The sequence below is a fragment of the Skermanella aerolata KACC 11604 genome, from assembly GCF_000936425.1.
In the GTDB taxonomy this organism is placed as follows: Bacteria; Pseudomonadota; Alphaproteobacteria; order Azospirillales; family Azospirillaceae; genus Skermanella; species Skermanella aerolata.
Map to the genome: position 1 here is coordinate 21901 of NZ_AVFK01000043.1, position 23564 is coordinate 45464.

18 protein-coding genes and 2 pseudogenes are annotated in these 23564 nt (G+C 64.7%); 8 read left to right on the plus strand and 12 right to left on the minus strand.

Annotated features, from left to right (window positions below; genetic code table 11):
- The first annotated feature begins 40 nt into the window (after window positions 1-40).
- Window positions 41-277 carry an HP1242/YdcH family protein gene (locus tag N826_RS31730; RefSeq protein ID WP_044435674.1) on the plus strand — a complete coding sequence of 79 codons (237 nt, stop codon included), beginning with the start codon at window positions 41-43 and terminating at the stop codon, window positions 275-277.
- Between the two features lie 184 nt (window positions 278-461).
- Here the strand turns inward: N826_RS31730 and N826_RS40745 are convergent, their stop codons facing one another.
- The 7 genes from N826_RS40745 to N826_RS31765 all read right to left on the minus strand — a co-directional run bounded on the left by N826_RS40745 (window position 462) and on the right by N826_RS31765 (window position 9161).
- Window positions 462-1400 (minus strand): DUF6963 family protein, encoded by a 939-nt coding sequence (locus tag N826_RS40745; protein WP_052832401.1) that lies wholly within the window; start codon window positions 1398-1400, stop codon window positions 462-464.
- Window positions 1397-3094: a dipeptide ABC transporter ATP-binding protein gene (locus tag N826_RS31740; protein ID WP_044435676.1), complete on the minus strand. Its 1698-nt coding sequence runs from the start codon at window positions 3092-3094 to the stop codon at window positions 1397-1399. Before N826_RS31740 ends, N826_RS40745 begins: the two co-directional genes overlap by 4 nt.
- A complete protein-coding gene (locus tag N826_RS31745; RefSeq protein WP_044435678.1) occupies window positions 3094-3990 on the minus strand; it encodes an ABC transporter permease in 897 nt (298 codons plus the stop codon). Before N826_RS31745 ends, N826_RS31740 begins: the two co-directional genes overlap by 1 nt.
- A gap of 2 nt (window positions 3991-3992) precedes the next feature.
- Window positions 3993-4916 carry an ABC transporter permease gene (locus N826_RS31750; RefSeq protein WP_044435679.1) on the minus strand — a complete coding sequence of 308 codons (924 nt, stop codon included), beginning with the start codon at window positions 4914-4916 and terminating at the stop codon, window positions 3993-3995.
- A 62-nt stretch (window positions 4917-4978) separates the two neighbouring features.
- Window positions 4979-6529, minus strand: coding sequence for an ABC transporter substrate-binding protein (locus tag N826_RS31755; protein WP_084721345.1), 1551 nt, complete (start codon window positions 6527-6529; stop codon window positions 4979-4981).
- Window positions 6530-6824: 295 nt separating this feature from the next.
- Window positions 6825-7694, minus strand: a complete 870-nt coding sequence (locus N826_RS31760; RefSeq protein ID WP_044435681.1) for a MurR/RpiR family transcriptional regulator — start codon at window positions 7692-7694, stop codon at window positions 6825-6827.
- A gap of 183 nt (window positions 7695-7877) precedes the next feature.
- Complete coding sequence (locus tag N826_RS31765; protein ID WP_044435683.1) at window positions 7878-9161, minus strand: DUF3422 family protein; 1284 nt, start codon at window positions 9159-9161, stop codon at window positions 7878-7880.
- A 299-nt stretch (window positions 9162-9460) separates the two neighbouring features.
- On the opposite strand from N826_RS31765, the gene N826_RS31770 reads away from it, so the two are divergent.
- Together N826_RS31770 and N826_RS31775 are read left to right on the plus strand one after the other, a co-directional pair.
- Complete coding sequence (locus tag N826_RS31770) at window positions 9461-9841, plus strand: YkvA family protein (protein WP_044435684.1); 381 nt, start codon at window positions 9461-9463, stop codon at window positions 9839-9841.
- 459 nt (window positions 9842-10300) lie between these two features.
- Window positions 10301-10516 (plus strand): hypothetical protein, encoded by a 216-nt coding sequence (locus tag N826_RS31775; protein WP_044435686.1) that lies wholly within the window; start codon window positions 10301-10303, stop codon window positions 10514-10516.
- 46 nt (window positions 10517-10562) lie between these two features.
- Here N826_RS31775 and N826_RS31780 read toward each other — a convergent pair whose 3' ends face one another.
- Entirely contained in the window at window positions 10563-11450 is an 888-nt protein-coding gene (locus N826_RS31780; RefSeq protein WP_044435688.1) for a LysR family transcriptional regulator, read from the minus strand.
- A 101-nt stretch (window positions 11451-11551) separates the two neighbouring features.
- Between N826_RS31780 and N826_RS31785 the strand changes: the two genes are divergently transcribed.
- Entirely contained in the window at window positions 11552-13180 is a 1629-nt protein-coding gene (locus tag N826_RS31785; protein ID WP_052832403.1) for an NADH-quinone oxidoreductase subunit L, read from the plus strand.
- Window positions 13177-15732: a YbcC family protein gene (locus N826_RS31790; RefSeq protein WP_084721346.1), complete on the plus strand. Its 2556-nt coding sequence runs from the start codon at window positions 13177-13179 to the stop codon at window positions 15730-15732. Before N826_RS31785 ends, N826_RS31790 begins: the two co-directional genes overlap by 4 nt.
- A gap of 837 nt (window positions 15733-16569) precedes the next feature.
- Here N826_RS31790 and N826_RS31800 read toward each other — a convergent pair.
- Window positions 16570-16770: a hypothetical protein gene (locus N826_RS31800; protein ID WP_044435692.1), complete on the minus strand. Its 201-nt coding sequence runs from the start codon at window positions 16768-16770 to the stop codon at window positions 16570-16572.
- Between the two features lie 255 nt (window positions 16771-17025).
- Here N826_RS31800 and N826_RS31805 point away from each other — a divergent pair, with 255 nt between their 5' ends.
- The 3 genes and pseudogenes from N826_RS31805 (at window position 17026) to N826_RS31810 (ending at window position 19413) form a co-directional block, all read left to right on the plus strand.
- Window positions 17026-18132 (plus strand): hypothetical protein, encoded by a 1107-nt coding sequence (locus N826_RS31805; protein ID WP_211099434.1) that lies wholly within the window; start codon window positions 17026-17028, stop codon window positions 18130-18132.
- Window positions 18133-18147: 15 nt separating this feature from the next.
- Window positions 18148-18426, plus strand: a pseudogene (locus N826_RS44930) (IS66 family transposase); the annotation flags it as partial.
- A gap of 43 nt (window positions 18427-18469) precedes the next feature.
- Window positions 18470-19413, plus strand: a pseudogene (locus N826_RS31810) (IS1595 family transposase).
- Between the two features lie 135 nt (window positions 19414-19548).
- Here the strand turns inward: N826_RS31810 and N826_RS43555 are convergent.
- The 3 genes from N826_RS43555 to N826_RS40750 all read right to left on the minus strand — a co-directional run bounded on the left by N826_RS43555 (window position 19549) and on the right by N826_RS40750 (window position 22513).
- On the minus strand, window positions 19549-19701 hold the full coding sequence (locus N826_RS43555; RefSeq protein WP_157599382.1) for a hypothetical protein: 153 nt from the start codon (window positions 19699-19701) through the stop codon (window positions 19549-19551).
- A 257-nt stretch (window positions 19702-19958) separates the two neighbouring features.
- Window positions 19959-20141 carry a BLUF domain-containing protein gene (locus N826_RS31815; protein ID WP_044435694.1) on the minus strand — a complete coding sequence of 61 codons (183 nt, stop codon included), beginning with the start codon at window positions 20139-20141 and terminating at the stop codon, window positions 19959-19961.
- 71 nt (window positions 20142-20212) lie between these two features.
- Window positions 20213-22513 carry a PAS domain-containing protein gene (locus N826_RS40750; protein WP_052832406.1) on the minus strand — a complete coding sequence of 767 codons (2301 nt, stop codon included), beginning with the start codon at window positions 22511-22513 and terminating at the stop codon, window positions 20213-20215.
- Between the last annotated feature and the right edge of the window lie 1051 nt (window positions 22514-23564).

Sequence of the window (23564 nt, forward strand, 5' to 3'; positions counted from 1 at the left end):
CCATGCTCACCATCCACCACGCCAAGGGAGGCTATTCGTGATGACCAGACTGTTCCCCCTCGATCAGATCGGCACCCGCCTGCAGGCATTGCGTGATCTCCACCGGCGCTACGACCAGGCCGCCGACACCGAGGCCGGTCGCCGGTACCCCGATGGACTGCTGCTCAAGCGCCTGAAGGTGGCGCGCCTCGCGGTCAGGGACGAGATCGTCGCACTCGAGAGGCGACTGACATCAGCAGCCGCACCGGGAACCGGCAGGAGCATTCCGGTCGGATAAATCCCGCCCCACAAAACAGCTACTTCATCGGACTATATTAACGACAATTCTCCTGGGACAAGCAAGCGGATGGAACAATTTCGCACAACAGGGTGACTGAAACGTCGCGGCCTGCCTGCTGGATCACGCTGCGGCACTTCGGTTTTTGCCACTGGCAGAGTTGGATCCCCTATACAGGCTGCCATCATTGTCGACGGCATCGCACCGGTAATTCGAATTCATCAACTCCATCGACGCTCCGTAAGTACCCGTCGGAGAGCACCAGGTACGGCTCGTAAAGAGCGACGCCGACATTTCTGTTGGCAACGACGATGCTTGCATGTGGCCCCAGTCCCAGATGCCATTCGCCGGTAAGGAATTTGCGATTCGACACGGTCAGCCGGATGGCAGCGCCGCTCTCATCGACGTGGATGGAGTTCCCAGGACCGGAAACAACGGGAATGCCCGATACCAGGTGGACCTCCCGGTCGGCTGCATCCGGTGGATCCATCACATCGAGAACGGTCTCGGCGACGACGAGCCCCAGACCGCGCCACGGCCGGATCGCGTTGTGAAGGACAGCCACGGTGATCCCAGGATCAAAGGCTGAATGGAGAACAGCCTTGCCAGCATCGTGGAACATCGCCACATAGGCGGTGTCGGCCGCGTGGATCCTGCCATCGACCGAGATGGCTATGATGCCCCCGTCTACTGTTGGATTTTCGGCCAAAACCTGCTCGACCGCCTCTGCGGGTCCGAGTCCGCTCCGCATCAGGGCCAGGACTTCGACGTTGAGCGCAATCCCGTTGGACCCGACCGTATTGGGCAGGCGGTGCCCTGTCACCAGGCCGATACCAGCATCAGCGGGGGTAAACTGCGACAGGGGAGCGGGACGGTCGGGTCCGCTCGACATCAGTGCGGCGAACTGTGCTTCGGCGATGACCACAGGAATGGTCCCGCCGCCAAAAAGGGACGTCGTGCCGCCCTGCTGGGTCTCGGCCCGGTGCAGACGGCCATCTACACCAATGACAACAAGACTGACGAAGCCTCCAACGGCGCCCTTGCCGATCCGCTCAGCCAGAGCGAGCCCATCAAGGATGGCACGACCGGCCAGGGGCCCGTGTGCGGCGATACCGATCGTCATGATGCGACCCAGTGTGATGGCGAGAGGGCGCGGAGCGGTCCGCTGGGAACATCGGGTGGGCAGAGAAGCCTGGTTCTCTGCCGAACGGTCGGATCGGGAACCGGCACCGCCGAGAGAAGGGCGGCGGTATAGGGGTGCGCCGGAGTATCGAGTACAGTGCCGGTCAAACCCATTTCGACGATCCTGCCGGCCCGCATGACGGCAACCCGGTGCGCGACTTTACGGACAACCGCCAGATCATGCGTAATGAACAGGAAGGCGAGCCCCCGTTCGCACTGGACTTCGGCGAGAAGCTCGAGGATCTGCGCCTGGATCGATACATCCAGCGCCGATGTGGGTTCGTCGGCGATGATAATGGCGGGTCTGGCCGCGAGCGCCCGCGCGATCGCGATGCGCTGACGCTGACCCCCGGAAAACTGGTGCGGCAGGCGCTCAGCCGCGGTGGCAGGCAGCCCAACCCGGTCGAGTAGGCGATAAACGTCCCGGCGGATGCCCGAGCGGTCCATGGTGCCCGCGATCAGCATCGGTTCCGCCAGTGTCCGGGCCACTGTGAAACGGGGATCAAGCGACGCGTAAGGATCCTGAAACACCATCTGAACCGCGCGCCGGGCACGGCGAAGGGGTGCGCCCGAGAGCGCCGTCAGATCCGTGCCGCAAACCTCGATATGGCCGGAATCGGCATCGATCAGCCGGGCGGCGATCCGGCCGAGCGTCGACTTGCCCGATCCGCTCTCGCCAACCAGCGCCAGGGTTTCGCCGGCGGCAATGCGGAGCGACACGTCGGCGACCGCCAAAGCGCGTGGAGTTCTCCTGAACCACGATCCCCGGTCAAAGCTCTTTGTGACACCGGACAGGGACAGCGCGGCCTGGGTTGTGCCCGCTGCAGATGGCTCACGGGTCACGCCGTCGATCCGGGGGACTGCCGCGAGAAGGTGGCGCGTGTAATCCTCTTCCGGTTCCCGGAACAGCCGCTGGGCGGTCTTCATTTCGACGACGCGCCCGCGTCGCATGACGACCACGCGGTCGGCCATCTCCGCCACGACGCCCATGTCATGCGTGATCAGAAGGAGGCTGGTCCCGGCCTCGTGCGTAACAGCACGCATCAGGTCGAGGATCTGAGCCTGGATCGTGACGTCGAGCGCGGTGGTCGGCTCGTCAGCAATGACGAGAAGCGGCTCCAAGGCCATGACGGCGGCGATCATCACGCGCTGGCGCATGCCACCGGAAAACTCGTGCGGAAACTGCCGCAGCCGCCGTTCCGGATCAGCGATCCCGACCCGGTCGAGCATCCCGGCGGCACGTCGCTTCGCTGCAGCCCGGCTGAGACCGCGATGAACCTCCAGCGCCTCGGTCATCTGGCGGCCGATCGACAGCACCGGGTTCAGCGACGTCATCGGTTCCTGGAAGATCATGCCGATCCTGCCACCGCGCAACCGCCGCCTCTCCCCGTCGGACAAACCACCCAGGTCGCGGTTCTCGAACAGGATGCGTCCGGAACTCTGGCGCGCCACAGGCGTAGGCAGCAGCCCCATGATCGCCAGCGCCGTCACGCTTTTGCCGGAGCCGCTCTCGCCGACAAGCGCGACGGTCTCTCCGGGTGCTACGCTAAAGCTCACCTGATCGACTACGGTCCGCGGCGTCCGACTGCCGAATGCAACCGACAGGGATGAAACGTCAAGCAGAGAGTTGCTCATCAGTCGGCTCCCCGCGGATCAAGAGCTTCGCGCATGGCGTCGCCCAGCAGGTTGAAGGCCAGGACGACGAGTGCAATCGACAAACCGGGATAAAGCATCAGCCAGGGTGCCCGGTTGAAGAAGTCGCGCCCGGCCGAGAGCATGGCGCCCCATTCCGGCGCGGGCGGCTGAGCGCCGAGACCGAGAAAGCTGAGACCCGCCGCCGCCAAAATTGCTGAGGACAGGCCGAGAGTCGCGACCACGACCATGGTCGGCAGGATGTTGGGCAGGAGGTGGAGCAGCACGAGGCGGACCGGACCCGCGCCGGCGGCGATTGCCGCTTCGAAGTAGGGTTTCGATACCTCCACCAGGGCCGAGGCGTAGGCGGTGCGGGCATAATAGGGAATGCCCGCCAGTCCGACGGCGACCATGGCGTTCTCCAGGCTCGGTCCCAGGACGGCGACACAGGCCAGAGCGATCAGGGTTTCAGTGAAGGAGAACAGGACATCCGACAGCCGCATCAGCACGGCTTCCACGATGCCCCGGGCGTAGGCGGCAATCAGCCCGATGGTCAGGCCGGCAGCCAGGGAAATGCCGACGGCGATCGCCCCGATCTTCAGTGTCAGACGGGCTCCGTGCACGATGCGGGAGAACATGTCGCGGCCGAATTCGTCGGTGCCGGCGAGATGCCGCCAGGACGGCTCCAGCAGGCGCCGGCCGGCTCCCATCCTGGTCGGTGAGAAGGGGGCGAGGCTGTCCGCGAACACGGCCAGAATGACCAGCAGGGCAATGATGGCCAGGCCGATGATGCCACCCGGCGACCGGAACAGGCGTGCGGCAAAACCGCTGCGGGCTTCGGGCCGGCCCGTTTCCAGAGGCGATGAAGCGAGGTCGGCTGTCGTTTGGTCCGCGAGCATTGTCATCCTCTCCGGATACGCGGGTCGACCAGGGCATAGACGACATCCAGCAGGATGGACATGACGACCACGACCGTGGCGAAGACCAGGATGAAGCCCTGGATCATCGGATAATCACGCTGGAAGATCGCCTCGATCGCCAACCGGCCGACGCCGTTCCAGGCAAAGATGTTCTCGACCACGATGGCACCGCCCATCATGGCGGCGAACTGCAGGCCCGCCATCGTGATGATCGGAACGAGCCCGGCCCTGAGGACATGGCGTTCGAGCACCATGGCCTTCGGCAGGCCCTTCGCGTGGGCGGTGCGGACGAAATCCTGACTCATCACGTCAATCATTGAGGAGCGGGTCATGCGGGCGACGATCGCCGCGTTGGATAGACCCAGCGTCAGGGCCGGAAGCACGAGGTTCAGCGGCCCGGTGCCCGCAACAGGCAGCCACTGGAGTTCCACCGCAAAGGCGAAAAGCAGCAGCAGCCCCAGCCAGAAGTGGGGAACTGACACGCCCGCTATGGCCAGCGTCATGAGCGCCGTGTCGAGCATGGTTCCGCGCCGGTAAGCGGCCAGAAATCCCAGGGGAAGACCGAGAACCGCGGCCACGGCCATGGCCGAGAAGGCAAGCGCCAGCGTGTTTGGAAGCCGCTGAAGCAGCAGGTCGAGTACCGGCTGCCGGCCGCGCACGGTCACCCCAAGATCGCCTTCCAGCAAGCGCCCGACAAAGCGGACATACTGTTCCGGGATCGAACGGTCGAGACCCAGGGATGTCCGGATCTGCTCGATCTGCTCCGGCGTCGTGCCCTGACTCTGGGCATACATGATCTGAACGGGATCTCCCGGCACCAGATGGATCAGGAGCGTCACGGCAACCGTGGTGATGAAGATCGTCAGAACGCCCAGTGCGACGCGCCGGCCGATAAATTGCCACATGCGGCAACCCCTCGCGGATATGGTAAAGACGGCCGGGTCCCGCCCGGGGAGACCCGACCGGTTCAGAACCTGACGTCGTTGAAGACGGGGTAGACGAACGGCGCCACCTTGAAACCCGTCACCTCGGGACGCACCGCGAAGACCCATTCCCAGCCGGGTGTGTAGAGGGGCACGTGGATGGCGTTCTCGAGCAGATAGGCCATGACGTCACGCACGGCGGCCTCGCGCTCGGCCTGATCGCTCAGCACACGGGTCTTCTCGAGCATTGCGTCCAGTTCGGACGAAGTGTAGCCGCGATAGGCACCCGGTGAATGCCAGAGGGCGTAGAGGATATCCGGGTCGAACCAGGACCAAGTCATCATATCCAGGCTGCCGATCCCGTCGCGCTTCTCATTCTCCTGCCGGACCCGGGCATTCATGGTTCCGATGTCCATGATCTCAATCCTGGCCGTGATCCCCACCTCCGCAAGCTGGCTCTGGAACACTTCGGCGAGCTTGTCGCGCTTGCCGCCGGTCCAGGCGATCATCGTGACCTCAAGCGGTTTGTCCGGACCGTAGCCCAGTTCCGCAAGGAGCGCCCTCGCTTTCTCCGGATCGTAGGACTGGCCGTGCCGGGCGCAGAATTCCTGATCATTGCCAAACACGCCGCGCGAGATCGGGCACTTTTCCGGCAGCGAGAGATCGCCGTAGATCAGGTCGATCGCAGCAGCGGCGTCGGTCGCGTGCGCCACAGCCCGGCGGGCACGGGGATCGTTGAACGGCGGACGGTGGACGGCGAATTCCCAGAACACGTTCTGTCCGGTGTTCCCGGCGATCACGATCTTCAAGTCACCGGATTGTTTAAGCGCCGGCACATCGTCGAGCGGCGGTTCCGCAATCTGAATGGCGCCGGTCTTCAGGCCCGCCAGACGGGCCTGTGGCTCGGGAACCGTTGTGATGACAAGACCTTCCATATAGGGAGCGCCCTTATTCTCCGCGAGCTTTCCGAAGTTCCTGTAGGAGGTATTTCCCGTCAGGACGATCCTGTCCCCCTTGGTCCATGACACAAATTTCCAGGGTCCGGAACCGATGGCAGCTGTCGACCCGAACCCGGGTGCGTCCTTGCTGCTGTCGCAGATGATTGAGGAAAAACTGTCGGCGAGAAATGGAACCAGGGCCACGAACGGCTTGTCGAGCTTGATCGTGACGGTCAGTGGATCAATCACCTCCACTGACGTGACTGGTCCCCAGCTCGCTTTGGTCAGGCTGGGATTGCTGGTATCGAAGGCCCGGTCGACAGTGTACTTAACGTCGTTGGCATCGAGCGGTGTGCCGTCGTGGCATACCACCCCCTCATTGAGCTTAAACGTGTACTCGGTGCCGTCGGTGCTGGTAGTCCAGGACCTGGCCACATTCGGCACCGGTTTTCCGGTGGCGTCAACGGCAAGCAGGGTGTCGTAGACGAGACTCCAGACCTGAAGCGACAACGTACTCGTCGCGCGGTGCGGATCAAGTGTGTCCATGTCGCCGTAGCGTGCCCAGACGATATCCCTGGCCGATGCCGCCGGGGCGATGCCGCCAAGCAGGATGGTCGCCGCGGCCGATACCAGGGCTTTTCGGATGCTCTGTTTCATACTCGCTCCCCCTGCCGTCTGGTCAACAGCTCGCGCTCGGGCCTATCCCCTCCCAGCCGAAGGTTGTGGCTGGGACGCAGCACCCAGGGCCTGACGAACTATCGCGGCACGACGGACAGCTTGGTTGATCGCTTGAGGTCTGAGCCGAAAGGGATCAGGTTTTACAGTCGTTGAGATGTCCAGCCTGAGGCGCGTGAAAATTCGAGTCAACAAAATTTCATTACCGGGGAGAGCATTTTCATTTGTGTTGAATAAATGGCTGATCTTCAGTCAGATTTCAGCAGATCCGGACCACTCAGATATCGCCGGACAGGATGTCACCCCATTCCTCATGGATGCGTTCGATAAACTGCAACCGGTCGATTGCCGACTGGCCAATCCGCAGTGCCAGAGTGGAGCAGAGATATGTCAGCAGAGAAACCGGCGCGACCACGCTGTCGAAGACTCCCGAACCCTTGGTCCGGCAGCGCAGAGTAACCGTCGCAACCTCGGTAGCCGCTCGCGTCGCCTGGTCCGTGACCAGCAGAACCTGAGCATCAGCCCGCATCGCTGACGCCATGATCGAGCGAAGGCTCCGTGTCCGCCGACCGATGCCGAGGGCCAGCATGGCATCGGTCGAACGGATCGAAGCGAACTCTTCCGGAACCGAGAAGCCGCCGATCGGCACCATGCGGATGTCCGGCTTGACGCGGATCAGCAGTGCCCGGGCAAAGTGCGCCAGCGCGTAATTGTCCCCAAAACCGACAACCCAGAGCTTTTCAGCGCGGGCGAGCAGGTTGACGGCCTGGGCGATCTCGTCGGAACGCAGCTGTTCGACCGAGCGTACCAGGTTCTGCATGTCGGATGCGAGATGATCTCCCAGGTCCGCCTTGCTCGAAGCAAACCGCCCAATTCTGACAGTCTCAGGAGATGCCGGAGCCGCCGGTTTTCTGGCTTCCTTCTGGGCGGACTTGAAACTCGGGTAGCCGAGACGCTGAAAAAACCGTGCCGTCGTTGCCTTTGAAATTCCGGCCCGTACAGAAAGCATCGAGGCCGAATAGAGCACGAGTGCGTCCGCGTTCTCCAGGAGCAGATCAGCCAGACGCCGCTCACTCCTTGTCAGATCGTCGTAGGTTTCCAGGATGCGCTGGGGGAGCGGCAACGTCTTCGACTGATCCAAAGCCATTCTCTGTTTTTCAATTCTGAAACTTCGCGAAGTATGACTCAGTGGTTTTTCACGGGCAACCCGAAGCCGCAGACTATGCGGTAGCCGGGAAGCTCGGGACCAATGTCTTGTCATGAGCAGACTGATCGGATCGAAAGCCGATACAGAATTGTCGGATCACGACACGGGACGCTGCTTGCCTGGTCAGGTGCTCCGCGCGACCATCCGGCGGATCCGGCGCACGCCCAGCGCCGTCAGGAGCGCGACGATCGGGATGCTGACACCCATCGCCAGCTCGGGATCGATGTCGATGCCGGCCTGCCGCAGAGCCTTGGCGGCGTAGCCGACCAGGCCAACGACGTAGTAGGTCACGGCCGCCACCGACAGGCCCTCGACGGTTTCCTGCAGCCGCAGCTGCAGCCGGGCCCGCCGGTTCATCGACTCCAGCACCGCCTGGGTCTGACGCTCCTGGGTAATTGCGACACGGATCGACAGCAGCCGCGTCGCCCGCGCCACCCGCTGCGACAGCGAGTCCTGCCGCGCCACGACCCAGTCGCAGGTGTTCATCGCCGGTGCCAGGCGCCGCTCGATGAACTCCTGGAATGTCTGCAGGCCCTGGATCCGCTCCTCGCGCAACTCGGCAATTCGCCGTCGCACCAGTTCGTAGTAGGCGGCGGCCGCGCTGAAGCGGTACAGGTTGTCCGACTGGCGGTTCTCGATCCCGGCCGCCAGCCGCGTCAGCTGCTCGAGCAGCAGCGGCTCATCCGCTTCGCGGACACTCATCAGGGCGGCCGTGATACGTGCCAACTCGCGTTCGCACCCGGAAAGCGGCGAGGCCAGCTCACGGGCCACCGGCAGAGCCAGCAGGGCCAGAAGACGGTAGGTATCGAGCTCCAGCAGCCGCTGGATCATGCGTCCGGCCTGCCCCGGCGTCATGGCGTGATCGCGCACCAGCAGCCTGCCGAAACCGTCGCCGTGGATGCGATAGTCGGTGACCGCCAGGGCGGCTCCTCCGGCAATCCCGGCGCCGACCAGGGCATTGCCGCCGAACCACTGCCCCGCGATCCGGTCGAGATCGGACGGAGCGGCGTCGGCACGCTGAAGCACCACATGCGTCGCCACCGTCAGCTGACCGGGAAGGGCTGCCACCCAGTCGGCGGGAACGGCGCTGAGCGCCGGCTCCGCGAACGGATCACCAACCCTGTCCGGAGCGATGAACTTGTAGCGGGTGAACTCGGTGTGGCGCTCCCACTTCAGCCGGAAGGCTCCGAGGTCGGCGCGGTAATGATTGGCGCCGGGCGGTGGCGGTGCGGCACCGAAGCGGCGGGCCAGATCATCGACCATCCGTGCCGCCTGTTCGCTGCGCGCCTCGTCGCAGACCAACGCCAGGTACGACAGCCGGAGCGGGGCGACCAGGGCTTCGGCCGGCCGGGCATGCGCCTCGTCATAAAGCTGCAGACGATGCGGATGATCCTGGGGAACCCTCATGCTGACCCGTCCGATCCGTCGGTAAAATCGTTGCCAGCCGGCACATCGCGGTCACGCCCGAACACGATCCGATGTCGCCGGGAGCGCCTCGGCAGGTTGGCCGCGACGACGTTACAGCGACCGCGGCAGGCCGTCGAGCGCTATGCCGGCAGGCGGTGGCGCCACCCTCTTCAAAGAACCTTCACTGACTTTCAATATCGACGGCACAGGAAACACCGGTAGGGCGAAGCTGCCGACAATGTGATGGATAGTCACCCGCTGGCGTGGGATAAGGGGCAAAGTGGTGTGGAACCGAACGGATGCTGCGACAGATCAGGGAATGGGCAAGGGCGATCCGGCGGGATGTTCACGCCCTCTGGCTCGCCGCCCGCGACCCGCGCATCCCCTGGTATGCCAAGGCGTTCGCGCTGGCGGTTGCCGCTTACGCCCTGTCACCGATCGATCTGATCCCTGACTTCATTCCGGTCATCGGCTACCTGGATGAAGTGATCCTGTTGCCTCTGGCGATTATGCTGGCTGTCCGGATGATGCCTCCGGATCTGATGGCTGAGCATCGCGCCGCCGCTGCCGGGGCCGAGGGGAAACCTGTCAGCCGCGCAGGCGCGGCCCTCATCGTAACAGTGTGGCTACTGGGAGCAGGCGCGCTGATCTGGTGGTGGTGGCCACAGGTCGCGCGATAACTGTCGCGTATGCGATGACATGGAAAATCTACCGGCTGACTGGCGCAATTGGTCGAACAACCGTTACCACCATAACGGCCGGGCCTTTTCAATATCATCGCTTCGGCGGCCCTGTTGCATGAGCTTCTATCTGCTGCATACCAAAGGTTGCAGGTAGGAGGGAGCGATCAGCCATGTCAAAGCAGCATCCTGTCAGGACAGTGCATCCGAGGAAAAGTGGCAGAAGCTGAGGACCAGCATCAAGACGCTGAGGACCAGCGCCAATGACTGTTGTAATGCTCCTTTGCAAAGGCAAATGACGCCGGAACATTTGTCGTAACCAGTGGAGGAAGGCGGCTCGATTGATCCACACTACCGACGATGCCGCCGGTCCGGCCGTCCCAGGGGTATCTACGACTGCGCGCACTTCCAGTCTGCAGCCCTTCCGCCGGCAATGATGGGCCATCGCAGGATGAGCTGATGGCACTGTTCCGCCAGGAGGGTATCATAACCGCAGGCCTGCGGCAGGCCCACCCGATGGCGGTTGATATCGGCACGGCGGCCGGAGCCTGGGGAAAGCATCGCTTCGTCGAAGGCGCCCGGTTGGGGCTCCTTGTGCAGGCCATGGCCGAGATCGATGCCGTCGGCATCGCCAAAGAGGTCCTGGCGTTCGAGTCAGAAACCCGGCCAAGCTGAAAGCCGGACGGCGCCATGGGGATAATCGGCTCCGGAAGCGACGTAATCATTTTCCGTCTGTCGCCCGCAGGAGCAACTCCCCAAGCAGGGGGTTCGGAAAGCGGCGCTTCTGTGTGATCGCGTAGAACGTCTCGCTGAGGTTCGGAACCGAACAGACCTCGACGAGCAGGCCGGCCGCCAGCTCGTCGCGCACCACGATTGGCGGCACAAGCGCCAAACCGTCGCTATCACGGGCGAGAAGCCGCAACATGGCCATGTCGTCCACTTCGGCAAAGATAATCGGGCGCACACCGGCAAGTTCCAGAATTCGGTCGAACGCAACCCGGATTTCGCTGTCGAGACCCGGTAGCAGGACAGGCTGCGACCGCAGGTCTTCCGGAAAGCGGAACGGAACAGGCTCGACGCCGGGTCGTCTGACCAGTGCGACCGGCTGCTGATCGAGCAGGTGGCTGCGCAGATCGGACCGCGCGTCGTGCTGCGGGGGACTGTTTGCGAGGACGACGTCGATCGCATGCGCTTCCAGCTGGGTCAGAAGGTCGCGCATGGTGCCCGAGCGGATGATCAGTTCGACGTCGACCCGGCCCACGAGCGGTTTCAGGAACTCCAACTGGAAGTTCCGCGAGAGTGTGGTCAACGCGCCCACTCGGAACGCCTGCCGCCGGTCCACCGGCCGCCCTTTCATCGTGCTCACCAGCTCGTCCCCGGCCTGGAATACGGTGTCCGCATAGTTGAGAGCGATACGTCCGGCCTCGGTGAGGATGAGGCGCTTGCCGGCTCGATCGAACAGGGGATGGCCGAGCTGCAGTTCAAGCTTGCCGAGCTGCACCGAGAGCGCCGATTGCGACAGGTTGAGCCGCTCGGCAGCGCGGGTGAGGCTGCCCTCATGAGCGATCGCCCAGAAATAACGCAGGTGGTGATAGTTGAGGGTGGCCATCGATGTCTTTTACAAAAGCGAACGAAGTCCTGCAATCTTTGTATTATTAAGAACCGGCTGAAGGCGTTAAGTGGTAGGTCGCTTAATCGCTGGAGACAGCCATGTTGCCAAACTTGACCTGGTGCCTCGCTCTCGGACCGCTCACACTCGCCGTCGCCGGACTGGCGGCTGGCAGCGCCAGGTCGGGGCATCGATGGGTGGGAAGGGGTGCCGCGCTGGCGTCTGGTTCTGCGCTGGTGCTGGCCGTGGCCGCGGGCGTCGGCGTTGCGGTGAATGGTCCCCTGGCAACGACCACCCTGGGGATCGCTGGCATCGGCGTGGGGTTCTACATCGACGCGCTGACCGCAATCATGGTCGCGCTCGTCGCGTTCGTCGGCCTGATCGTCGTCCTTTATAGCCGCAACTATCTCGACGGCGACCCCGGGCAGGCCCGTTTCACGAAGTGGCTCTGCCTGACGCTGGCGGCGGTGCTGCTGCTGATCATCTCGGGCAATCTGTTGCAGTTCGCGCTGGCGTGGGTCGCGACCAGCCTCGGGCTCGACAAGTTGCTGCTCTTCTATCCCGAGCGCCAGGCGGCGGTGCTCGCGGCGCGCAAGAAATTCCTGGCCAGCCGTCTCGGCGATCTCTGCCTGCTCGCCGCGATGGTCCTGCTCCACCAGGCCTTCGGCAGTCTCGACTACGCGGTCCTCTTCGCCGGCGCCGAGGCGATACGCGTCGGGGAGGAAGTTCCGGCCGCAATCCATGCTGTCGCGGTGCTCCTGGCCGTCGCCGCGCTGCTCAAGTCCGCGCAGTTCCCGCTGCATGGCTGGCTCACCGAAGTGATGGAGACACCGACGCCTGTGTCGGCATTGCTGCATGCCGGCGTGATCAATGCCGGCGGCTTCCTCGTGCTGCGCTTTGCCGATATCATCTCGCTCTCGGCGCCGTCAATGGAAGTCCTGGTTGTCGTTGGCGGCGTGACCGCGCTGTTCGGATCGGTCGTCATGCTGACCCAGACCAGCGTCAAGGTTTCGCTGGCCTACTCAACCATCGCGCAGATGGGGTTCATGATGCTGCAATGCGGCCTCGGCGCGTTCGCCGCCGCGCTGCTGCACATCGTCGCCCACTCGCTCTACAAAGCGCACGCCTTCCTCTCGTCGGGCAGCGTCATCGATCTGGCGCGGGCGTCGTGGTCGCCGAGCCCTGGCGGCCAGCCGCACCCGGCCCGCATGGCGATGATCGTCGGCCTGGTGCTGGCGGCGGCGCTGGTCGCGGGCACGCTGTTCGGTGCGACGATCACCGGGCAGCCAGGCGTGTTCGTGCTCGGCGCGGTCGTGATGTTGGGTCTCGCGCACCTCATCACCCAGGCCTTCGACGAGCGGCCAAGCGTCTATGTGGTCGGGCGGACCGTCGCGCTCGCCGTCGTGGTGGCGCTCGCTTATTTCGGGCTGCAATGGACGGTGGAGCATTTGCTCGCCGGGTCGCTGCCGCCGGTGCAGGCGCTCCGCGGTCCGCTGGACCTCATCATCGTCGTCCTGGTCGCGCTCGCCTTCGCGGCAGTGACCGTCCTCCAGAGCGTCCTGCCCGGCAAGGCCGACGCGCCGCTATGGCAGGCGCTCTACGTCCATCTCGCCAACGGCCTCTATGTCAACACGCTCGCCAACCGGCTGGTGCTGCGGTTGTGGCCCGGTCCACCGCCGCCGCCGAGGCCGATGATTGCCTCCACCCCGGCCAGCGGAGTTCCTTCATGAGCCACGCCCCTGTGATCGAGCCGCCGGAACCGGCGCATGCCGCGCAGCGATCAACCAGCCCCCAACGGCCGGTGATCGACGCCGCCATCGACCGCGCGTGCAACAGGATCGCGCCGGTATGGCCGCTCAAGCACTTCGTCGCGGTCAACCCGTTCCTCGGCTTCAGCGACCAGAGCTTTTCGGCGACATGCGCGACGCTGCGCCGCCTCGCTGGTGTCGACATGCTGATGCCGCGCCGGTTCTACCGCGAAGCGCTGGCGAACGGCCAGATCGAGGACCGCGATCTGGAGGCGGCGATCGCTGCAACGTCCGGCCCTCGCGCGATGATGAGCGATGTCGCTGCGCTGCGTCGGGCGGCAGCGCGGGAACCGGTGGCGAAGAGGCCGAAGGCGGTGGTCGCGACGGTTGCCGAAGTTCTCGATGGCCTGGCGGCGGGGGATCGCCAAGCCTCGCGCACGGCATTCATGATCGACGAGATCTCGAAGTGGAGCGCGGCCTATTTCGACCAGGGTCAGGCTGCGTGGAAGCTGCCATTGAGGGCGCTGCCGCCTTACGCCGCCTGGCGCGCAACGATCCGGTTCGATCGCAACCCGGAGACGATGGGGATCAAGGGCTTCCGCAAAGCCGTCGCCGCCATGCCCGACGATCCGCGTCAGGCGATCGTCGCGGTCGTGGCAGCTCTCGGCATCCCCGAGCGTGCGGTCGAGGATTATCTACACCGCGCTCTGATTGACATTGGTGGCTGGGCCGCCCATGCCCGCTATCGGGCCTGGGACAACGCACTCTACGGGCGTGATGACGACACGCTGGTCCAGCTGCTCGCGATCCGGGTGGTGTGGGGCTACGCGCTGTTCCTCGAACGGGCCGACCCGACGTTCACCGCGGCATGGGTGAAGGCGATGGCCGATGCGGCGACCTTGCCCGGGGACGAGCGGCTCGGGGACGATCCGGAGCTCGCGCTCGATCTCATTCTGCATGAAGCCTATGAGGCATCGTACCAGCGGCAACTGCTGGCGCGGCTCGCGCAGCACTTCGCAGCGCCCCCGGCAGTCCCTGAGGGAGCGCGCAGGGCGTTCCAGGCGGCGTTCTGCATCGACGTGCGCTCCGAGGTCTATCGGCGCGCGCTCGAGACGGTCTGTCCTGATGTCGGGACGATCGGCTTCGCCGGCTTCTTCGGCTTCCCGATCGAGTACGTGCCGATCGGCCGCAACAGCGGCGGTGCGCAATGTCCGGTGCTGCTGAAGCCGACTTTTGTCGTGCGTGAGGCGGTCGCCGGTGCTACCGAGCCAGAGGAGGCGGCGATCCTCAACCTGCGCCTGCTGCGCCGCCGCGCGGCCAGGGCGTGGAAGGCATTCAAGCTCTCGGCGGTGTCGTCGTTCACCTATGTCGAGACGGCGGGACTGCTGTTCGCCGGCAAGCTCGTCGGCGACAGCGCCGGCCTGACCCGGACGGTCAGTGATCCCACCACCGACGGCCTCGACAAGGGCGTCATTGGCCGGATTGGTCCGAGTCTCGAGCCCCGTGCGGTGGGTGGCCGGCTCACCGGCTTCGACGACGGGCAGCGCGTCGCCATGGCCGAGGCCGTCCTGCGCGCCATGTCCATGACGCAGGACTTCGCGCGGCTGGTTCTGCTCACCGGGCACGGCAGTACGACCGTCAACAATCCGCATGCCTCGGCTCTCGATTGCGGTGCGTGCGGCGGGCACACCGGCGAGGCGAACGCGCGCGTTGCCGCCGCCATCCTCAACGATCCCGGGGTGCGCACCGGCCTCGCTGGCAAGGGGATCGTGATCCCTGAGGACACCCGGTTCCTGGGCTGCCTGCACGACACGACCACCGACGAAGTCCGCATCTTCGATGCCGATAACCTCCCCAAGTCCCTTGCCGCTGATCTGGCCGGTCTGCGCGTGGTCCTCGCCCAAGCTTCGTCGCTGGCGCGTGCCGAGCGCGCGCTGCTGCTCGGCATCGACAGAACCGCCGACGTCGATCACGCGGTGAAGGCGCGGAGCCGCGATTGGGCGCAGGTTCGTCCCGAATGGGGGCTCGCCGGCAATGCCGTGTTCATCGCCGCACCGCGGGCACGGACGCGTGGGCTCGACCTCGGGGGACGCGCTTTCCTCCATGACTATGACTGGCGCAGGGACGATGGGTTCGGCGTGCTGGCGTTGATCATAACCGCGCCAATGGTCGTCGCCAGCTGGATCAACCTTCAGTATTACGGCTCGACCGTGAACAACCGCGCCTTCGGCAGCGGCAACAAGGTGCTTCATAATGTGGTCGGGCAACTGGGGGTGCTGGAGGGCAATTCCGGCGACCTCAAGGTGGGATTACCCTGGCAGGCGGTCCATGACGGCGAGCGCTTCGTCCACGAACCACTGCGGCTGAACGTGTTCATCGAAGCGCCCGAGGAAGTACTCAACCAGATGATCGAGATACACGCGAGCGTTCGCCAGCTCGTCGACAATGGCTGGGTGCATCTGTTCCGCATCGATGAGGACGGCCGCACGATCCGCCGCTATGCCCGCAGTCTGACCTGGGAGACGGTCGAATGACTGCTCGGCTTTCGCATCCGGCGCGGTTGGAATCCGAGGCGATCCATACCCTGCGCGCAGCTTGCGGCCAGTGCAATCCATGAAGCGACGTTCGGCCATGGGAGAGACTCAGATGGGTATATCCGAGCAGTCCAGTAAAGAACTGAGAGAGGCTGAGCAACGGATCGAGTGGGTCTTGAAGCACTCGGGAATGAGCGTGTGGCTCAAGACAGCACTGCAGGCGGCGCAGCACCGCGATTCTGTACACGTTCTAAATGATCTGGAGATACTATGTCTTCTGTTAAGACAGAGATCTCAGGCGACGATTACAGCAATGCTGGACGAATAGATAGTAGAAGGGTTTAACGGCAAATGATTGCTTGTATGGGGTTTTTTGGTGTCAAGCCGGTAATCGTTATCGAGCTCCTTCAGTTCGGTTGCGCTACAGGGCTGGTGGCCGGGTCAAGAGCGCGCCCGGTCGGCGCGACAGCACCGAGTGGTGCGGCGCGCTCTTGAGGCGGACGCCGGCCCGGAACACGTTACTGTCTGCTCCGAAAGCTTGTCGGCTTTCGGAGCTGCCTCGCGGCGAGCGGTTTTCTACCGTCTGTCCGAGGGGAGTCCGCCATCGGGCGCGGATCATCGCGCCGCAATCTTGTATTCGGTGGGCCTCGGGGGACCCGAACCATGATGCAGCCATGCGCATCGGGGGCGAAGCTCCGGGGCGGCGGACCCATTCTCAACGGTCGGCACTATGGCCATGCAATCACGCGGGACCCCGCCACCTCGGATCCTGACCAGCACTCCGTCACGTCATGCCGACGGAACGCTGAACTTCTCTGTTCGGCTCGACGTCGGCGGTCACGCCGCCGAACGCAGCGCAACGCCCTCCGGCACCGTCCAGATCGTGGCGAACCGCCACAGGTCAAGGAGCAGCTTCCGGGCCAGCGCCACGATCATGGTCTTGCGGGTGCCGCGGGCGTTTTCGGTCCGTCGCCGGTACCACTGCGCCAGGGCGCTGTCCTTCTGGAAGATCAGGAAGCGACAGGCCAGCTGGATCATGCCGCGCCGGCCCCGGGCGTTGCCGGAACGGGCCAGCCCTTTTCCCGGCGTTTGGCCCCGCTTTCTTTTCAGGGTACCTGGAGCAAAAAGCCGGGCAGGTATGAGGTTGAGTGAGGTTGCGTCGGCTCTTTGCGGACCCGATTTGTTCCTGGCATGTCGGTTCCAGAGAAAATTCCCCTTTGCGGGCTGTCGCGTGGCGAGCTTGAGGCCCTGACCGAACGCCTGCTGGCGTAAAACGCCGAGTTGAAGCAGGCGGTGGCGGAACTGCGTGCGGAAATTGCCAAGCTCAAGGGCGTGACGGGGCGTCCGGTGCTCCGGCTGAGCGGCATGGAGCAGAAGACGGAGCCGACGGATAAGGCCGGCAAGCGCGGCGCCAAGCAGCGCAAGACCGAGCGACTGGTCATTCACGAGGAGCGCGTCATCAAGGCCGACGTGCCGGCCGGATCGCGCTTCAAGGGATACGAGGATTTCGTCGTCCAGGATCTGGTGCTGCGCCCGCATGTCGTGCGCATCCGCCGGGAGCGCTGGATCACGCCCGACGGGCAGACGGTTCTCGCGCCGATGCCGGCCGAAGTTGCCGGCCACTTTGGGCCGGAGCTGCGCCGCTTCGTGCTGCTGCAATACCACCAGGGCCAGGTCACCATGGCGCGCCTGGTGAGCCAACTCCGGGCGATCGGCATTGTGATCTCCAAGCGTCAACTCGTCCGTTTGCTGAACGCGGACACCGGTCCCTTCGTCGATGAGGCCCGCGCCGTGCTGCGGGCCGGGCTGGAAACGGCCCCCTGGATCAGTGTGGATGATACTGGCGCCCGCCACCGGCACCAGAACGGCTACTGCACCCAGATCGGCAACGATCACTTCGCCGCCTTCACGACCACCAACTCGAAGAGCCGGCTGAACTTCCTAGAGGTGCTGCGGGCCGGCTACGCCGATTACGTGATCAATGCCGAGGCGCTGGCCTACATGCGCCAGCGTGCCCTGGCCGGTCCCGTCATCACCGACTTGAAGACCAATCCCGACCCGGTCCGCATCGCCACCGAAGGTGCATTGTGGGGCGCGATCAAGGCCCATGGGCTGCTGCCCGACACCGTGGTTCGGTCCGACGACGCCGGGCAGTTCGCGCTCGAGGACCGCGCCTTGTGCTGGGTCCATGCCGAGCGCCTGATCCACAAGCTCGACACCTTCACCGACAAGCAACACGCCGCTCAGCAGCGCCTGCGCGCCCTGATCTGGTGGTTCTACGCCGATCTCAAGGCCTACCGCCGCGATCCTGACCCACGTCGGCGGGCGGCACTGCGCGCCCGCTTCGACCGGATCTTCCGTCGTCGCACCGGGTTCGCCACGCTCGACCGGCTGCTGTAACGGCTATACGCCAACAAGGACAAGTTGCTGAGGGTGCTGGATCGTCCGCAGGTGCCGCTGCACACCAACGGCTCCGAGCGCGATCTGCGGCCGCACGTGATCAAGCGCAAGATCTCCGGCGGGACCCGCTCCGATCAGGGCCGAGACTGCCGCGACGCTTTCCTCGGCCTGCTGCTGACCTGTGCCAAACTGGGCGTCTCGTTCTGGGACTTCCTCGGACACCGCCTCGGGGTCGCCAAGGCCAATGCCCCTTACCTGCCAGACCTCGTCAGGCTCCGCTCAGCGACTGCCTGAGCGCCCGAACTTTTGCCCCAGGTACCCTGAAAACCAGTACCCAATTGATATCGTTGGGGTTGGCCGACGCTCCGCATGTGAGGATCAGGCGTGGCGAGCCTTCTGCAGGATCCGCTGGGCGGTAACTGGAGGCGATCCGGTCTGTCCCCAAGCCAGGGCATGTTCCATTATGTCCGGTCGTCACGACGCAGGTGGATCTGCAAGAGCTGCGGCTACGAGTTCAGCGTCACCACCGGAACGATCCTGGCCGACCGAAACATGAGCTTCGGCGATCTGCTGCTGGCGATCTTCCTGTTCGTCAATGCGGTCAAGGGCCTGACGGCTCTTCAGCTGTCCCGCGAAGTCGGCTGCGACTACAAGGTCGCCTTCGTGCTGCTGCACAAGCTTCGGGAATGCCTGGAGGCCGAGCAGGCCCGGCGTCTCCTGGGCGGTGAGGGAACCGAGTGCGAGACTGACACCGCCTACTTCGGAGGCTACGGCAAGCCGGCCAACCATCAGGAGAACCGCCGCGATCTGCGGCTGACGGAGAACCGGACCGGCAGGCGTCAGTGCGTCGTCGTGGTACGCCAGCGCGCCGGCGGGACAGTGACGGCCGTCATCGCGAGCGAGACAGCGGCTTCGGCCTTCGTGCGGCGCAAGGTCGAACGCGGCGGCGTGATCCATGCCGATGAGGGTGCCGCCTTCGACGAATTGCATGCCCGCTACGTCATGGCCCGGATCAACCACGAGGAAGCCTACTCCAGGGACGGCGCCTGCACCAACCAGGCCGAAAGTTTCTTCAGCCGGATGCGCCGGGCCGAGGTCGGGATCCATCACCACATCGCCGGCCTTTACCTCCGGCGCTACGCCGCGGAAATGAGCTGGCGCGAGGACAGGCGGGCGACTGACAACAGCCGGCTGACCAGCGAAGTGGTGTCCCTGACTCTGGGCCGCGGCCATTCAGTGGACTGGCGGGGCTACTGGCGGCGCTGGCAGCACGCGGCCTGATCACCAGCCGGCCACTTTCCACCGGGCGTTCCAGCCGTCCCCGGCGCCGACCCGCTCCACAATGCCGCGCTGCCACTGCCGGCGGATGGCGTTGTGGACCTTGTGCTGGAAGGCGACGGCGAGCTTCCGGTCGCCCTAATCCATCAGGCACTCGACCATGATGGCCCGCGCCACGTCGAGGGACCTGACCGGTTCCGCCGCATCGCGGATCTTCTCCAGCACCCGGCGGGTCAACTCGCCTTTGCGGAAGCCCTCCCTGGAGCGTTTATGCCTGACCGCCGCCGGCACCCTGTCGCGCTCGGGTTCAGATGCCCGAACGTCTTCAAGGTCTCGGACAGGGCCATGATCTGACGGCGCAGGCAGGTTACCGTGTCCTCTGCAACCGCCAGATCGGCAGCAAGAGCACTGCGCTTCTCCAGTAAAGCGGCAACCACGGAGTCCGCTTGACCAATCGCCGCTCCTGCTTCGGGTGCCGATAACGCAATCTTCGATCTCACGGTCTTCTCATGATTACTTTAAGATGAGGAAATCCTACCGGAATTAGATCAACAAGCGAAACTGGTTGCCTTTGGCAACAGCACCATAATGCCGAAATTGCCCGCGCTGTGGAGCAGCAGGCCGGCGGTACCGGCCGCCCCGTTGTTCCGCCGACTGACATCCAGAAGGCCCATCAGCTCGCCGTGGCTGAAGTGCCGGGTTGCCGAACTCACGTATACCGGACTGATCATCACCCTGCAGCCCGAATTGACCAGTTCCGGACTAACGACAGGTTCATAATGCCGGATTAACCACCAGCCGATCAGCTCGACGAAACCTCCCGGCGTTCCCGGCAGACTGTCCTCAGCAGCGTTTCCAAAACCTCGGCCGTCACCGGTTTGTGCAGCAGGTGGCAACCGCTCCGCCTGGCCTCGGCCAGACGCTCGGGCGATGTGTCGCCGGTCAGCAGCACCGCGGCCCAGGCACCCCGGCGACGCGCGGCAGCCACCGCGTCGGTACCGCACTGCCCATGCCCGAGCGAGTAGTCGGCAACCACGATGTCGAGCGGATGGTCGAGGCCGGCCAGCACCGCCCCGACCTGTTCCAGGGTGCGGGCGACCTGCACCCGTACTCCCCACGACGCCAGCATCAGCTCGATCGCCTGCAGAACCAGCGGTTCGTCATCGATCACCAGAGCCGAGCAGCCGGCCAGGAGATCGGGAGCGGTATCCAGGACGGTCGCGGGACTGGCCGCATCCGGAATGGCGCCCAACGGCAGGCACAGCGAGAACGTCGAGCCGCGACCGGGCTCTGAGCTGACCTCAATCCGGGTGCCGAGCAGGGCGGCCACCCGCCGCGCCGTGGCCAGACCGATGCCGAAGCCGCGGGAATGATCGCGCGCGACATCGGCGCCCTGGTAGTACTCCTCGAAAATACGCTCGAGGTCCCCGGGTGCGATGCCCGGCCCGGTATCGGTCACCGCCACGGCCACGTGACCATCGCCCGCCCGAGCCAGCACCGAGACGCTGCCGGCCCGGGTGTACTTGAGCGCGTTGGAGAGCAGGTTGCGCAGGATCAGCTCGACCAGCAGGGGATCGGACCGGACATTCAGCCTCACCGGCGGCACCTGCAGGCACAGGCCGGTCAGCCGTGCCGCTTCCCGGAACTCGTCGAACAGGCGCTGAAGCAGCTCGTCGAGCGGGAAGTCCCGCGGTTCGGCGCTGAGAATGCCGGCCTCCAGCCGGGCCACCTGCAGCAGGCCGTTGAGCATCCCGGTCAGATTGCCGAGACTGCTCGCCAGCGGCTCGACCAGCGCGATCTCCGCCGGACCGAGTGGACGCCGGCGCAGCAGGTTGATAAACAGGTTGGCCGCCGTGACCGGCTGGCGCAGGTCGTGGCTGGCCGCAGCCAGGAAGCGGGACTTCGCCCGGTTGGCCTCCTCGGCCCCGGCCCGCGCCCGGACCGCCTCGTCGTGCGCGGCGCGCAGCCTGTCCTCGGCATCCCGGCGCTCCGTGAGATCGACCGTTACGGCAATGACGCCGAGCGGTTCGCCGCCGGCACCCAGGATCCGGCTGACGCTGCTGACCGCCCAGAAGTGCGTGCCGTCGGGACGCAGGTAGCGCTTCTCGATGCTGAACACGTCGCCGACCTCGACCAGGCTGGCGAACAGCGGCAGATTGCGGGCGAGATCGTCGGGATGGGTAACATCCTGGACACCGAGCCCGAGCAGGTCGTCGCGCGATCGTCCCAGCAGGGCGCAGAGCCGGTCGTTGACCCGTCTGAAGCGGCCATCGAGCCCGATCTCGGACAGCCCGACCTCGGCCTGGGCGAAGATCGCCGCCAGCCGGCCCTCGTTCTCGCGCACCGCTTCCTCGGCAAGCCGGCGCTCGGTCACGTCGATGGCGAGACCGGTTGCCCGGAGCGGCCGGCCCGCCTCGTCATAGGTGACGTGGCCGCGCCCCTCCAGCCAGCGAAGTCCCTTGTCCGGGTGGGTGATCCGGTACAGGACGTGCAAATGGGTCCCGCCACGTGTCAGGCAGTCCTGGATGGCCCGGTCAGCCATCCCACGGTCGGCCGGGTGGAGGCTGGCGATCCAGTCGGCGCGGCACGTGCTGGTGCTGTTGGGATCGTGACCGTACAGGTCACGGCAGCTGTCGGACCAGTGGACCCGATCGGTGTCGATCCGCCAGTCCCAGGTGCCGGCCCCGGCATACAGCTGGGCCAGCGACAGCTGGCGCTCGCTCTCCTCGATCGCGGCGCTGCGCTCGGCCACCCGGCGTTCCAGCTCAGCATTCGCCCGAACCAGCTCGCTGTTGGAAATCCGCAATTCCTCAACGACAGCCTGGAGGTCCCCGACCCTTTGCCCTTCAACCGGATGTGCTGCTTCGGCATTTGTGTCCAACGGCCAGCAGGCCATTCCGGCAACCGCATCGTGCTGTTCGAGTCTGCTCTGAAGCCGTGTCAACTCCCTGGCGCTCCGGTCGAGCAGCGCCCTTACCCGGTCGAAGTCCCGAGCCAGTGGCATCGGGCCGCTGCTGATGGAGCTTGAGTCCGGCTGCCGTAGTTTGAGCGGGATTCGGGACCGGTCGGTCGACGGCTTGAAGGGCCGGTGGTGCCGCGTCATCGGTGAGACCTCCAAAGCGTCGGTAACTGGCAGCCCAGGATCATATCGCGGTTCTTTTTACTCGATCGCCTTTTCCCACCGAACCTGATCTTTGGAGTCTCCGCCCCCGGACCAGGGCGCATTTCCTGTTTCCGCGGAAAACGGAGAGCGGGAGAGATCGGCCGCCGGGTGATTGGCATCCCGACAGGTGGCATCATCCTTGGGCTGGTCCGGCCGGCATAGAACCAGGAGCCTGCAGGTGTCGCACGGAGCGTCGGTGATGCGGGTCCAGCCGCGCACGTCCCGGCAAACCTGCCGGAATGGGCGCGGTGGAAGGGCGAGGCAGGGAGTCGGCAGAACTTTCAGCAACGCAGCCATGGCTCATCGTACAAACGATTTCGGGACAGGGAAAAGCCGCTTTCGCCTGTACCCGGAAGTACAAGCCTGTTGTGAGCCGCTGAATGCGTTTGCGTAATAATTAGCACGAATGATTGTGACTTGGAACATTCCAGTATTGAACTCAGAACCGATACTGTGACAGCTGGGCCGTTGGAACCACACACGGTATAAATCAATGATATATGTGGCAGAGGCCGGAACCATGATCGGGATCACCCCCAACCGGGCCGAACCGGGCACTGATCCCTTCCTCATCCTGACAGTCTATCGCACCCTGCGGGACGGCGGAACAATCTATAGTTACATACTTTCAGCTCCAGCAAGGCTCCGGTGACGCAGGCCTTCGCGGAAGCATTCCGCCATGCCGAGGCCCACGCCATTCCGGCCATCTGGATCAACGATCCGGACAGGCTGTTCCAACCGCAGCGGCAGTGCTCGCGCTGACCAGTGAGCCGGCACGCTGAGCTGCGATGACGGACCGCAGCATCAACGCGCAAGGCCACACCCGGTGCGGAGGAATCCGCTTCGGGTGCCTGCCTGGTGTCTCCTGTCAGAGTGCCGTCCGACAGGATGCCGAACAGGAAGATGAATCCTGTGGGCGAGTATCGCTGAACGGCTTCGCGAACTGGCGCCTCCGCCTGGCTGCCGGAGATACCATCGCTGATACTCATGC